The sequence below is a fragment of the uncultured Rhodococcus sp. genome (genome assembly GCF_963525155.1).
Lineage (GTDB): Bacteria > Actinomycetota > Actinomycetes > Mycobacteriales > Mycobacteriaceae > Rhodococcus_F > Rhodococcus_F qingshengii.
In genome coordinates this window covers 1-13,689 of record NZ_CAURKP010000143.1, presented here as the reverse complement: position 1 = coordinate 13,689, position 13,689 = coordinate 1, and the positions used below count along the sequence as shown (strand labels likewise).

Annotated in this window: 11 protein-coding genes and 1 tRNA gene; 9 read left to right on the top strand and 3 right to left on the bottom strand. The window is 61.8% G+C overall.

What is annotated here, in order from left to right; all coding sequences use genetic code 11:
- Window positions 1–101: 101 nt before the first annotated feature.
- Window positions 102–178 (top strand) — tRNA-Leu (locus tag RWT78_RS22510).
- Between the two features lie 93 nt (window positions 179–271).
- Here RWT78_RS22510 and RWT78_RS22505 read toward each other — a convergent pair.
- The 3 genes from RWT78_RS22505 to RWT78_RS22495 form a co-directional block, all read right to left on the bottom strand.
- A complete protein-coding gene (locus RWT78_RS22505; protein ID WP_007728826.1) occupies window positions 272–958 on the bottom strand; it encodes a hypothetical protein in 687 nt (228 codons plus the stop codon).
- A 944-nt stretch (window positions 959–1,902) separates the two neighbouring features.
- Window positions 1,903–2,097, bottom strand: coding sequence for a hypothetical protein (locus tag RWT78_RS22500; RefSeq protein WP_003946320.1), 195 nt, complete (start codon window positions 2,095–2,097; stop codon window positions 1,903–1,905).
- A gap of 289 nt (window positions 2,098–2,386) precedes the next feature.
- Window positions 2,387–3,064 (bottom strand): tellurium resistance protein TerA, encoded by a 678-nt coding sequence (locus RWT78_RS22495; protein WP_007728823.1) that lies wholly within the window; start codon window positions 3,062–3,064, stop codon window positions 2,387–2,389.
- 296 nt (window positions 3,065–3,360) lie between these two features.
- Here RWT78_RS22495 and RWT78_RS22490 point away from each other — a divergent pair, with 296 nt between their 5' ends.
- The 8 genes from RWT78_RS22490 to RWT78_RS22455 all read left to right on the top strand — a co-directional run.
- Window positions 3,361–5,664 (top strand): EAL domain-containing protein, encoded by a 2,304-nt coding sequence (locus RWT78_RS22490; protein WP_314680906.1) that lies wholly within the window; start codon window positions 3,361–3,363, stop codon window positions 5,662–5,664.
- The gene (locus RWT78_RS22485) at window positions 5,657–8,047 is read left to right on the top strand and encodes an EAL domain-containing protein (protein ID WP_314680903.1); all 2,391 of its coding nucleotides are present in this window, start codon (window positions 5,657–5,659) and stop codon (window positions 8,045–8,047) included. Before RWT78_RS22490 ends, RWT78_RS22485 begins: the two co-directional genes overlap by 8 nt.
- A gap of 46 nt (window positions 8,048–8,093) precedes the next feature.
- The gene (locus RWT78_RS22480) at window positions 8,094–8,945 is read left to right on the top strand and encodes an SDR family NAD(P)-dependent oxidoreductase (protein ID WP_314680900.1); all 852 of its coding nucleotides are present in this window, start codon (window positions 8,094–8,096) and stop codon (window positions 8,943–8,945) included.
- A 3-nt stretch (window positions 8,946–8,948) separates the two neighbouring features.
- Window positions 8,949–9,854 carry a TIGR03619 family F420-dependent LLM class oxidoreductase gene (locus tag RWT78_RS22475; protein WP_003943284.1) on the top strand — a complete coding sequence of 302 codons (906 nt, stop codon included), beginning with the start codon at window positions 8,949–8,951 and terminating at the stop codon, window positions 9,852–9,854.
- A 68-nt stretch (window positions 9,855–9,922) separates the two neighbouring features.
- Window positions 9,923–10,609: a nitroreductase gene (locus RWT78_RS22470; RefSeq protein ID WP_314680896.1), complete on the top strand. Its 687-nt coding sequence runs from the start codon at window positions 9,923–9,925 to the stop codon at window positions 10,607–10,609.
- Window positions 10,610–10,699: 90 nt separating this feature from the next.
- The gene (locus tag RWT78_RS22465) at window positions 10,700–11,836 is read left to right on the top strand and encodes a methyltransferase (RefSeq protein WP_314680893.1); all 1,137 of its coding nucleotides are present in this window, start codon (window positions 10,700–10,702) and stop codon (window positions 11,834–11,836) included.
- Window positions 11,837–12,030: 194 nt separating this feature from the next.
- Entirely contained in the window at window positions 12,031–12,882 is an 852-nt protein-coding gene (locus RWT78_RS22460; RefSeq protein WP_003943280.1) for a Bax inhibitor-1/YccA family protein, read from the top strand.
- A 120-nt stretch (window positions 12,883–13,002) separates the two neighbouring features.
- Window positions 13,003–13,689, top strand: a 687-nt coding sequence (locus RWT78_RS22455; RefSeq protein ID WP_314680888.1) for an enoyl-CoA hydratase/isomerase family protein, incomplete at its 3' end; no start/stop codon positions are given.

Below are 13,689 nucleotides of genomic sequence, written 5' to 3'. Positions count from 1 at the left end.
TGACAGCTAACAGCACATAGGCGCGGGCTTCGGGATGAGGTGAGCTCCGCGCGCCCGGATATTCTTATCCGGGCCGACCCCGACCCGTCGGGTGCGGCAAGGCCCCCATAGCCCAATTGGCAGAGGCAACGGACTTAAAATCCGTCAAGTGTCGGTTCGAGTCCGACTGGGGGCACCAAGTAGATCCGCCTGCACATGCAATCGAAAAACCCCGCTCGTCCTCTTCGGACGGGCGGGGTTTTCCGTGGAGCAACGACTGACCACCAAGTGGCTACTGGGCCCAGACGGTCGTCCCGGCAGGAGCATTCAGCGTGTTGACGAGATCGATGCCGGCTACGACAGCCGCGCCGCCGCCGCCGAGGATCGTTCCGGCGACACCGCCGATTCCGGCGCCTGTTGCGAGGCCACCCAGGCACAGTGCCGCGGCGACGGGGAGTCCGACGATGGTCAAGCCCAGCGGAGCGCCGACAGCGCAACCGATTCCGGCGCCGACGATGGTGCCGAGCAGGCTGCCGACCTGAGTGCCGAGTCCGAGTTGGCTCTGGAAGTGCGCAATCGCCCGATCATTCTCCTCGGGCGAGGCGACGGGCGTCCATTCCTTTGCCGCAGGCGCACTCTCGGGTCGAGGTGTTGCCTTCGCCGAATCGGTGATCGGTGTCAGCGTGAGGGTCTTACCGTCTTCACTGATCGTGCGATCGAAGGGGAACTGTAGATCCCCGAGGTTGTATGCGAGAGGCAGGGAAACAAGGTCGGCTCCCTTGCTGTCCTGCAAGACGACGGACTTGCCGTCGCCGGATACCTTGAACAGCCCGGCGTCGATGGTGGTGACGATCGACTTGTCGACGACCTTCGCTTCGTAATTCACGTCGGTCGACGGATCAGCTGATGCGATCCCTGTTGATGCTCCGACTGCAGCGACCGCTAGAGCAGTCACTGCCGCCTTCTTGAAGAAACCCATAGTTCAACCCCGTGCTCGCCTGCGTGTGCTCGCAGAAACTCGACAACTTCGGACATTGGTAAACCCCCGACAAAGCCTTCGTATTAAAGCAGACCGAAGTGACGGAAGGGATAGTTGCGCTCGGGCCGACCGGAAGCGGCCGGTGTAATCGAATGTGCAGCGTGCAGTACCAAGTTGTCGAACATGTGTGCGAAAATGTGGAGATGCGGTTGACCGAGCAATCCCCGGACTGCTGCCCCAACGGACACCGGCTCACGGCGAACACATGCCTTGTCGGTTGGGAGGTCTGCGGGTGTGCCTCGACGGAGAATGGCGGACACAGGACCCATTACTGCAGGCGATGTGGTGAAACTGTCCGGACGCCGGAGTGCGTAGGCGTGAATCCGCAGAAAAGTCGGTGGAGTTGAAGTGCTGTTACGTTGTGTTTCAAAGAGATTCGCGAGAGCCTCACCCGGCGGATCGGTGCCGGGTGAGGCTTGTGGATCAGGTAGGCGGGGCGACGGGTGCGTCGCTGCTTCCTCCCGAGCTCCCGCTCGACGAGCCGGTGCCGAAAAGTAGGCCGAAGAAGCCGGAGATTGCGCCGAAGAAATCGAACATGGGCGAGCCTTTCGAGAGGACGAATGCGGTCACGACAAGTGGCCGACTTGTGGTGGTGTTCAGAGAAGTTCCGTCGACATTGACGGCAATGGCGTCGGACGAAGGCCGACTGCCGGATGAAATGTACGATTCGTCCCGGTTTGATACAAGTCTTTCCCGAGTAACAGTTACTTGAGGCTTAAATTATCGGGGGTGCCTGCCTGATCTGGGGTGCCCTGCCTGCTTGGGTGGGGCAACCAGGCAGGGCAGTGGTTGGCCGTCCCTCTCAATACCGACCTACCGCGAACCATCGGCGTTGAAACTACCCACAGTTCGTGACGTGCGCCACTTACGTACCGGTACCTTCGTTAGCCGAGGTCGGACGTTGTGACGAAGGCGGTCGTCGACGTCCCCGCGGGGACGTGGTTCATCGAGAAATCGCGGTCCCGATCAGGGTTGACGACGCTTGCCAACAGGAGCATGGCGGCGACAAAGAGAACTCCTGCGGCGAGGTAGGCGATTCTCACGGGCAGGCGCGGGCGTCGATCTGAATTCGTGGACATTCACGTTCTCCATCGGTGCATGTTGGACGAACGCTTAGTTTAACGATCAACTAATGAAAGGGCGCGAACAGTGACGCAAGATACGAAAAGGCCCTCGATCTCGGGGGAAATCGAGGGCCTTTCCGGTCGAACGTCGGCGTCGCCAAGCACATAGCGTCACCGACCCACTATCGGTGTCGAGCGTGACCCCTCATGTCCGACCCCACTTCTCGACACTATCCAGTAACTTGCGACATTGTGGATGATTCGGACATTGTCATTCGGATGGGGGAGGCCCCGTCCGCAGCCCCTACTTTCGTCCGGCAGCCCATTTCATACCCCAGTTGTACGCACGGTCGAGATCGGACTGACTGCCGTTGATGTACTGCACTTCGCGCGTCACCGTCACGCCTTGACCTGAACTTTGGATGAGCGCGATCGCGCACAGTCGCTCCTGGTTGCTCGCGGAGTCGAGTCGCACTTCCACCTCCGGCCCGTTGGTGGGATACAAGGTGACGACGCCGTCCACGGCCGCCCAGTTGGGAGCGCCGTCGTAGATCATCGCGAAGATCAGGATTCGCCGGAAAGCGCTTGGATCACCAAGATTGACGTGCATGTTCTCGCCGCCGGTGTTCGCACCACTGCGGTCGTCGCCGTCGAGGGAGATGTAGGGCGGAGAAGTCAGTGAACCGAAACTGTTACCCAAGGCCTGAACTACTCCCTTGGACCCGTCGGCAAGTTCGTAGAGGCATCCGAGGTCCAGGTCGACCGCACCAGAGCCTGCGCCGGCGAGCTTGGCGAGAAAACCGGTCTTCTTCGGTGGTGCCCCCTGTGACCAGTTGAGGTTCACGCGCATATTGCCTTGTCGTTCACCCGCCTTCGCGAGGTTGACCGTCGGCGCCGATTTTGTGAGCGTGATCTTGCTCAGGCTGACCGGTGCTTGCGACGGAGTGGACTCGCCGGAACGTCGGGTGTAGTCGATTGCCATCGTGATAGTCCTTGTCTGAACTCGAATGAGTCCGATCGTGTTACCCGTCGAGGAATCTCCACCGACGTGATCGGCGATCTCCGGCCATTGTCCCTCATGTCTGATTTCAACCCATGGGCATCAAACTTGCGGCGCCAACTTGCGGCAGACCAGCAGTTTGCTGATTACTGTGTCTGTGGGCAGACGCGACTCCGAAATAGGGTGGACGCACTGGTTGACACGGCAAAGTCCAATTACGGAAGAATTGCTGAGTCGGACGTCCGATTCAATTGCGTCGTGGGAGCGGGAGGTAAGTGATGCCAGTCCTGTCGCTTCTGCAACCCCGCCAGAGAGAAAGACTGACGCCCGCCCAACGTGATGACGTAACTCGTGAGCAGATAGCCGTCACCTTCGGCGTGCTGCCCTGGGCCGCTGCCGTCCACCTCGTCGTCACACTCGGGCTGACGTTGTATGTGATTCCGCCGGACAGCGGACCGTTGCCGCGTCTGTGGCCATTGCTGTCCGGCGTGATCGGGTTGGTGGGGATGTGCGTGGGTCTCGCCATTCATTTCAACCTGATCACACCCACGTACCGGATGTCCTACGCGTTTCTCATCGTCGAATTTGCTGTAGTCGGAATCCTGTATTCCTCGCTCGCCCTGGTCCTGTACCCGATCCTGGACGATTCCGGCGATCTGATCCTTACGGCGGCGTCCGCATCTATCACCGGCGCAGGAGCCGTGGCTACAGCAATGTTGCGCATCGTCGGACTCACCTGGGTGCTGTCGAATCTCGTGATCCTGGGCGTGGCGTTCTGGCTCCAACCGGGGCCCGAGTTCGAACGAATTCTCATCGGATTGATCGTGTACGGAGCAGCTCTGATCGGCGGCACGATAGTGGTCTCGGGCAACTTGGAATCGCGCTACCGAGCTGAACTGCGCGCCGCGTCGGAACGATCGGTTGTGCAAATGCTTCTCGAAGACTTCGAAGGCAACGCCGGGGACTTCGTGTGGGAGACCGATCACAAGGGGAAGTTCAACCGAATTCCGACGCGGCTCGCATCCGAAGCGGGGCTGGACTCAGCCGAGTTGCAGGGAACGGCGTGGCAGGACCTGTTCATGGAGTTGGGCACTCTACGGATCCCCGGCGGAATCGATGCGCTCATGGAGTTGCAGCAAGCCCGCCACACGAAGACCGCATTCGTCGACGTGCTCGTTCCGGTCCGCGTTCACGGCGAAATTCGGTGGTGGCAGGTGTCCGGACGGCCGCGCCCTGGCCGGGCACCCGACGAGTTCGTCTGGCGAGGAGTCGGTTCCGACGTCACGGAAGTGAAACTGCAGAGCGACGAGATCGTGCGGATGGGCCGGGTGGACGCACTCACGGGCATGCCGAACCGGCACAGCTTCTGGACCGAGCTCGAGCGGCTGCTGTGCGATCCGTACACAAGTGAAGGCCGTCTCGCGCTGGCCATGCTCGACCTCGACAATTTCAAATCGGTGAACGACACACTAGGACACACCGTTGGTGACGCGGTTCTCCGGGAGGTCGCGGATCGCCTGTCCGAGGCCGGCGGGATGTCACAGTTGTTCGCACGTTTGGGTGGAGACGAGTTCGCAATTCTTTTCACCGATGTAGGTGACAGCTCGCAAGTTCGTACTCTGCTCGGCCGCTACATCGAAACTCTGCAGGAGCCGATCACGGTGGCCGGTACGCGGTTGGAGATCGGATGCAGCATCGGGTACTACCTCCCCGACGAGCTACAGTCCTCCGCCGACGAGATGATGGGCGCTGCGGACCTCGCGTTGTTCGCGGCAAAGGAATCCGGGCGCGGGGGCGTACGTGAATATCGAGACTCGATGAAGTCCGTGGCCGATCGGCGGGCCCGCCTGCTCGAAGATTTGGGAAACACCGTCGCGGAGAAGGACCTCGAACTCGAGTTGCTGCCCAGGATCGACGTGCTCTCCCGCGAGATCGTGGCCGTGGAGGTCCGCGTGGTCTGGCACAACGCCCGGCTCGGAGCTGTGACGTCCGCGGAATTCATGAGCGTCGCAGACGACACCGGTTTGGCGTACTCACTAGGAACGACCGTCTTCGAGCTGGCGTGCGAGGCGGCGTCGCGCCTTCCTGATCACCTGCGGGTAGCCGTCGCGGTATCGACGCGTCAGCTCGAATCGGATTCCTTTGTCGACTCGATAGGGGATTCGCTTCGACGATCAGGTGCCAGTGCACATCAGCTCGAGCTCCAACTCAACGAATCCTCGGCGATCACCGACGAGTCCAAGTCTGCATTGCACGCCATTGCGGGCATGGGAATCGCGCTGACCGTGGACGAGTTCGGTGCCGGATTCTCCTCGCTCGCATCACTGTCCGGCCTCCCGTTCACCCGCGTCCGGATAGAACGCTCCATTTCGGGTGCAGCGCCTGGTGGACGGTCGATCCTCGAAGCTGTCGTGGATCTGGTCGACGCATTGGGAATGGAGGTAGTGGTCTCAGGAGTGGACAGTGAGGAGCAACTGAAGGCCGTTGCGGCTGCGAGGGTGCGGACTGTGCAAGGGCATGCTGCCGGTGATGTCATGTCTGTCCAGGCAGTGGCGCTGGCGACAGCAGGCCGACGTGGATGACCCGGCGGTGGTACGAAGACGTCTTGTCGAAACTGCGGTGCGCAGGCTCAGCCGCCGAGGTTCTGACGAGAACCTGTCGGACTACGATCGCCACCGACTTCTCAACCGACGCCTGGAGTTCACGGCGGGAATACTGCCGTGGGCGTTCCTGATCGCTGCTATCGCGCTGTCGACGATCGTGGTGCTTCTGCCAGCGGATACCGGGATGTTTCGCTGGGTATGGCCGAGCGTCGTGGCCGTGTCGAGCATCGCGTTCAGCCTCTATTGGCTGGGGCGCTCGCGGCTGGGGATTTCGGAGTCGCAGACCACCGAATTGGGGGTACTCACAATCCAGGTCGTCGTGTGGGGGGTCTTGCTCGCGTGCCTGGCGCTGGTGCTGTTCCCGATCCTCGATCCTGGTAACGAATTGGTGCTGACCTCGACATTGATGGGAGGCATCGCAGTCGGCGTTTTCCCGACATTGATGTTTCGCGGATTCACCCTGATTTGGATAGGACTGGTCGGGCTTGGGTTGGCGGGGGGATTCTGGACTGAGCCGGAACCCTCGCGTTATGTGCTGGTCGGGGTGCTCATGATCTTTCTCGTTTCGCTCTACAGCGGAACTTTGCTGTTGGCCAAACTATTCGACAAACGATTACACGCCGAGCTCGTGGCCGAGGACGAACGAGATCTCGTCGAATTGTTGCTCAACGATCTCGAAGACGGAGCACAGGATTGGCTCTGGGAGACCGATTCGCGCGGTATCGCCAGTACCGTGTCGTATCGATTCGCCGAGCAGGTCGGTTTGCCGGCAGCGCAGATTCGGGGCCGCACAATGCACGAGATCCTGATCGGGATCGGCGCGTCCCGAACAGATGTGGGCAGGAAGTCCCTTGATCTCCTCGCCGCGAATTTTCAAGCCGGGACGGCGTTTCGGGACCTCACCATGCAGGTCGTCGTACGGGGCGATACTCGCTGGTGGTCGATGTCAGGTCACCCGGGCAGTGGCGATGGGGCGACCTACGGGTGGCGCGGTGTCGGATCCGATATCACGCACTCGTATCACCAGCGCCAGAACATCTTGCGATTGGCAGAAATCGATTCGTTGACCGGGCTCAGAAATCGGTACAGCTTCAACGCTCAACTGTCTTCGCGGATTCGGGACGGACACCGGGTGTGGCTGGCAATTCTGGATCTGGACAACTTCAAGTCGATCAACGACCGGTTGGGACACCACATCGGAGACGACGTGCTTCGCGATGTTGCCAGCAGACTGCACAGCGTTCTGCGATCGAACGAGATCTGTGGCCGACTGGGGGGTGACGAGTTTGCCATCGCCTTCGACGACGTAGCCTTCGACGACATCGGGAGTGCAGATGAGGTGGAGGCGAGATTCCAAACGATTCTCGACTCATTCGAACGACCATTTTCACTGGTCGGCAACCAGATTCGCATTCGTGCCAGCCTGGGTTACGGCTCGATGCCCGACGACGCCGACAGCCTCGAAGACCTGGTGATTGTCGCGGACCTCGCGCTTTACCACGCAAAGGAGAGCGGTCGGAACCAGATTCGCGCCTTCGATGCGACTTTGCGGGATCGTGCGACGGGTAGGGCCAGGGCATTGTTGGATCTTCGTCGTGCGTTGATCGACGAAGAGTTCGAGTTGGTTTATCAACCACAGGTCTCGGCCGCGGCGGGAGTTGTTGTCGGGTTCGAGGCTCTGCTGCGGTGGAACCATCCGACTTCAGGTCTCGTCTCGCCGGGAGACTTCATTTCGGTCGCCGAGGAAACCGGCTTGATCGTGCCGATCGGTGCAGGTGTTCTGAGGGCTGCCTGCACGGCGGCGACAACGTGGCCGGAGGACATTCGGGTTGCCGTCAATGTTTCTCAGGTGCAACTGCGTTCGAGTCGATACGTCGACTCGGTACGCCGGACACTGATCGAGGTGAACCTCCACCCCAGCCGACTCGAGATCGAGGTGACCGAATCGTTGGTCATCGACGACGCCGACCGAGATGTGTTGGTACAGCTCTCGGCGCTCGGCATCGCCATTGCGATGGACGACTTCGGCACAGGGTTCTCCTCGGTTGCCAGCTTGGCCCGGCTGCCGCTCGATCGGTTGAAGATCGATCGGGCGTTCGTCGCACCGCTGGACGCGGATCCCTCGAATTCGAGGTTCGCTGTCTTGCGAGCCGTCATCGCGATTGCCAAGTCTCTGGGGCTGGACACCGTCGCCGAGGGCGTGGAGACGGAGAGGCAGCGCGCGATAGTGACCGAGTGCGGATGTGACGTGATCCAGGGGTACCTCGAGGGAATGCCGATACGGGCAGCCGAGATTCCGCACTATTTGAATGGGCGACTCGGCGGTTCGAGCAGGTGGGGTGTCGCGGCTACCACTGAGTGAGAACTTTGCGCCCGTTTTGCCGTTCGATGTGTGACGGTACGCCGAAGTGCTTCACATCGAACTGCAGAAGGGTGTCTTCGTGGTGGTCGGATCGGCGTACTCCCCAGGGCCGATGTTGGTGGGTAAGAAGGCAGTGGTCACAGGCGGTTCCCAGGGAATCGGCGCAGCGATTGTTCGAGCATTTGCATCGCATGGCGCGTCAGTTCTGGTTGTCGACGTGGCTTCTCTTGGCGACGTCGAATTCGACTCGGCTGCAGGTGGTTCGATCAACTATCTCGAGTACGACGTGCGGACGCGGGAAGTCCCCGTCGCGTTGACCGAGTTCGCGCCGGACGTCCTGGTGAACAACGTGGGTCATTTCCTGAACCCGCCGACAAAGTTCACCGGTACGGATCCAGGTTTCTGGTCCGAGGCCGGCAGCATCAATTTCGATCACGTCGTGCGTCTGACCCATGCCCTGCTTCCCGGCATGATCGATCGCGGTTTGGGTGGATCGATCGTGAACCTGACGACGGTGGAGGCGCATCGAGCGATCCCGGGCCACACGATGTACTCGGCATACAAGGCCGCGCTGACGCAGTTCACCAGAAGCCTTGGTGTGGAGATCGGTCGAACCGGAGTGCGCGTCAACGCCATTGCCCCAGATCTGATCGAGTCGGTACAGGTGCCGTATCGCAAGATCGTTCCTGCCGACGACTGGGACAAGTGGCCGGGGTGGGCACCGTTGGGCGGACCGGGCCAGCCGGTCGACATTGCCGGCCCCGCACTGTTCCTGGCTTCCGACCTGGCGAGATACATCACCGGAACCGTGATCCACGTCGACGGCGGCTCGCACGCTGCCGGAGGCTGGTTCCCCACAGAAGAGGGTGGCTGGACCAACCGGCCCCGAAAGGCTTGACACATGACAACTTTCAGTCTGAACGTTCCCAACTTCGGCACCACTCTCGCGGAGGACTCCTACGCGAAACTCGTGCAGGTCTGTCAGAACGCGGAAGCTGCCGGCTTCGACCGGGTCCTCGTCACCGATCACGTGGTGATGGGCTCGGACAACTCGGCGTACACGTGGTCGGCGTTCCCCACCGAGCCCGACGCCAACTGGCTCGAGCCGCTGACCGTCCTGGCTTTTGTTGCCGGACAGACGAAGACAATTCGCTTGGGGACCGGAATCGTCATCGCGGCGCTGCGCGGGGGAGCGGTACTGGCCAAGACGGCCGCGACACTCGATCTGCTCTCCGGGGGCCGACTCGACCTTGGCGTCGGAACAGGTTGGCAGGAACGTGAATACGAGGCGGCAGGTATGGACTTCGGTAAAAGGGGACCACTGCTCGACGACGCTCTCGCAGTGTGCCGGGCCCTGTGGAGTTCGGCGCCGGCGAGCATCGACACCCCTCGTCTGAAGTTCGACGACGTGTACTGCGCGCCCCGTCCGGCCGCTGGAATCCCGATCTGGGTGTCCGGTTCGCTCTCCAAGGCCGTTGTACGACGCGTCGCAACCTGGGGTGACGGGTGGATTCCGATCATGGGTGCCGCGGACGACGACCTACGTGAAGGGATCGACGTCATCGGCAAAGCGATGGCGGATCTCGGACGCGATCCAGCAGAATTGCAGGTCCGTGGGCGACTGACCGTCGTACGCGGGTCCGACGGTTCGATCGACCTCCCGGCGACGATGATCGGCGCCGAGCAGCTGCTCGAATCCGGTGCCACCGATGTGCTGGTTGCGCTGGCAGCAGTAGATCCGGATCCGGATGCGGCGATGGCAGAGTTCGGCGAGCTGGTGGCGGCCTTCGCAAAGGTGACCCGCTGACTATTGCGTCGAGGCGGTAGTTCTATCGTGCGAAGTGTTGTAGTGCAGCCTGATCGAGGAGAGAACACATGACCGAGAGCATCGTCGTGGATACGAGCCTGGAAGCGTTGCTCGACGCCCGGATCAGCTGCCGCGCCTACGAGGACCGTCAGGTGCCACGTGAGGTGATCGAGGAGATCCTTCGGCTGGCGCAGAAGACGCCGTCGTGGTGCAACACGCAACCGTGGCAGGTCGCGATCACCGAAGGGGAGGGCACCGAGCGATTCCGCGCCGGCCTCGGTGAGTACGTGATGGCCAACGCCCAGGAGTCGGACTTCGAGTTCCCGCGCGCGTACCAGGGCATCTACAAGTCGCGTCGGTTCGACTGCGCGATGGCGCTGTATTCGAGCGTCGGAATCGAGCACGGTGACCGCGCCGGATCCGCGGCACAGACGATGAAGAATTTCGAGCTCTTCGGCGCTCCCCACGTCGCGATCATCACCACCGACGAGGCATTGGGCACCTACGGCGCAGTCGACTGCGGGTTGTACGTGAACAGCTTCCTGCTCGCGGCCCAGAGTCTGGGGGTCGCCACCATTCCGCAGGCGGCGCTCGCGGGCAGCTCCAAGTTCATTCACGAGCATTTCGGTATCGACGACACTCGCAAGGTTGTCTGCGCGATCTCGTTCGGATACCCCGACGCCGGCCACCCGGTGAACGGATTCCGCACCGAACGCGAAACCGTCGACAACGTCGTGCGGTGGATGTCGAACTGACAGGGATGTCGAACTGACAGGGATGTCGAACTGATCACCTGCTGGTCGGGGGATTGAGTGTTGCGTAGTTCCACCTGAAAGACTGGTGGCATGTCCGACACACCCGAACTGTTCGATCGTCTGCGCCGATTCCCCGATGTCGAGGCACCCAATCTCTTTGCCGTCGATGCGGCTGATCGTCTGATCCTCGACGAGGCCGCCGACGCTCTGGCCGCAGCGCCGGCGGGCACCGTCGTCGTGATCGGCGATCACTACGGTGCGCTGACTGCCGGTGTTGCGCTCGTGCACGGAATCGCCGGCGTGCGCGTTCACCAGGATCCGCTCACTGGAGAGTTGGCCCTCGCGAACAATGCGCGCGAACTCGGATTCAGTGACGCCTTCACCTCGCACGGACTGGACGAGGAGTTGCTCAGCGGCGCCCGCGTCGTGCTCATGCAATTGCCGCGTAGCCTCGCCGAACTTGCCGAGATCGCTCAGCTGATCGCGCTCCACGCCGACCCGGCGGTTCGTGTCTTCGCCGGTGGGCGTGACAAGCACATCACCCCGGCGATGAACAAGGTTCTCGGCGAATCGTTTTCCGACGTCAGCGCCTCGCGTGGGCGTCAGAAGTCCCGCGTACTCAAGGCTTCGGAACCGAAGGCCGAGGTCGTCGTCACGTTCCCGATGGCCGAGCGCCTGGAAGAGTTCGACCTCGACGTCGTTGCTCACGGCGCAGTGTTTGCCGGTGCGAGCCTGGACATCGGCACCCGGTTGCTCCTGGAGAACCTCGGAAAGATTGCGGTCGATCCGCTGAGCGACGTGATCGATCTGGGTTGTGGCAGCGGCATTCTCGCGGCGGCGATCGCGCGGAAGTTCCCGGACGTGCACGTGATCGCAACGGATCAGTCCTCGGCAGCCGTCGCTTCGGCCCTGGCGACCGCGTCCGCAAATGGCGTCGGCGATCGAGTGAGCGGCCTGCGCGACGACGCCGTGAGTTCGTTGCCCAGTGCGAGCGCGGATCTGGTTCTGTTGAACCCGCCGTTCCACGTCGGCGCGGCGGTGCACACCGGCGGAGCACTCAAGATGTTCGAAGCTGCCGGTCGCGTCCTGCGTCCGGGTGGCGAGTTGTGGACTGTTCACAACGCGCATCTGGGGTATCGCGAACCGCTGAAAGCCTCGGTGGGTCCGAGCGAGGCGATGGCGAAGAACGCGAAGTTCATCGTGATGAAGTCGGTCAAACCGTCCTAGTATCGAAAAGGGACAAGTGTCGAAGAGTGTTGATCTTCCGGAAATGCGCCGGGAACTACAACCGAAGCTTCGACGTTGTAAATTACGAGTGCTTTACTTTTAGTCAGGTACACGGACCGTGTCGGAAACTCGGATCCGTCCGGCGAACCCGCGACGCACCCGTCGTAGGCCACCACGATGAAGGGATGATCACGGTGCGCACCACCAGCAACCCGGTGTTCCGCAATCTGCCCAAGCAAGAGGGCAACGGATACGCCTCGTTCGGATCTGCGACGGCGGGCGCCTCGCAGGCAACCCAGCAGTTCGGTCAGCCGCAGTACGCTCCGGCCGAGCCGTACCAGACCGGTCCCACCTCGCGGGCCATGACGATCGACGACGTCGTCACCAAGACGGGCATCACGCTCGGTGTGCTGACGATCTCGGCACTAGTGTCGTACTTCCTGGTCAACAACAACGTCGACCTCGCTACCCCGCTGGTCATCGGCGGCGGTCTCGTCGGCCTCGTTCTGGTTCTGGTCGCTACGTTCGGCCGCAAGATGGACAACCCGGCAATCGTGTTGGCGTACGCCGTCGCCGAGGGTCTGTTCCTCGGTGCGCTGTCGTTCATGTTCACTGATATTCAATTCGGTGGCGTCGGCGGATCCGCACTGATCGCGCAAGCAGTCCTCGGAACGTTCGGCGTGTTCTTCGGCATGCTGGTCGTCTACAAGACCGGTGCGATCCGGGTGACACCGCGTCTGACGCGAATGATCATCGGCGCATTGATCGGCGTTGTCGTTCTGGCCCTCGGTAACCTCGTCGCGAGCTTCTTCGTCGAGGGCGGACTGGGACTGCGTGACGGCGGAACGCTCGCCATCATCTTCAGCCTCGTCTGCATCGGCATCGCAGCCTTCAGCTTCCTGCTCGACTTCGACGCCGCTGATCAGCTGATCCGCGCACAGGCGCCCGAGAAGGCAGCCTGGGGCGTCGCATTCGGCCTCACCGTCACCTTGGTCTGGCTGTACGTCGAGATCCTGCGTCTGCTGAGCTACTTCAACAACGACTAGTTCTCGAGTCGATCCGTAACACGAAGAAGGGCCCCGCGAGGGGCCCTTCTTTTGTCGTCTGTGGACGGTTACGGTGCTTGGATACCTAGCAACTGCTTGGTTTGGAACGAAGGGGAGCGAATGTCGACAAACACCTCTGAACCCATCCTGGTCGCGGATGCCGGAGCAGTGCGAACGCTGACCTTCAATAATCCGAGTCGTCTGAACGCATTTGATGCAGCCGGTTTTCGAGCGTTGACCAAGGCGCTCGACGACGCGGCGTCGGACGAAGCCGTGGCCGTGGTGATCGTCGAGGGCGCAGGCAAGGCATTTTCCAGTGGCGTCGACCTACGCGCACTCGCCGAACCAGGCGCAGACAACGCCGACTTCGGCCACGCATTCGCGCCGCTGATCGTCGCGCTGGTGGAGTTCCCGAAGCCATTGATCGCCGCGGTACACGGCGCTGCCGTCGGCATCGGCCTGACCATGCTGCTTTACTGCGACGTCGTCTACGTTGCCGAGGACGCACGTCTGCGGGCACCGTTCACTTCGCTGGGTACAGCTCCCGAAGCTGCCAGTAGTTGGTTGCTGCCCAAGGTGATCGGAACGCAGCGAGCCGCCGAGCTGATCCTGTCGGCCCGGTGGCTCAGCGGCGTCGAAGCTGCCGCCTACGGACTGGCGACAGCCGCCGTGCCGGCCGACCAGGTACAGGCACGCGCCCGCGAGAGTGCCGAGCAGATTGCCGCCAACGTCGGACCGGGAGTCCTTGCCGCCAAACGACTGCTCCGTCACGGATGGGCGGACGAAGCTCGCGCTGCCGTGCAGCGT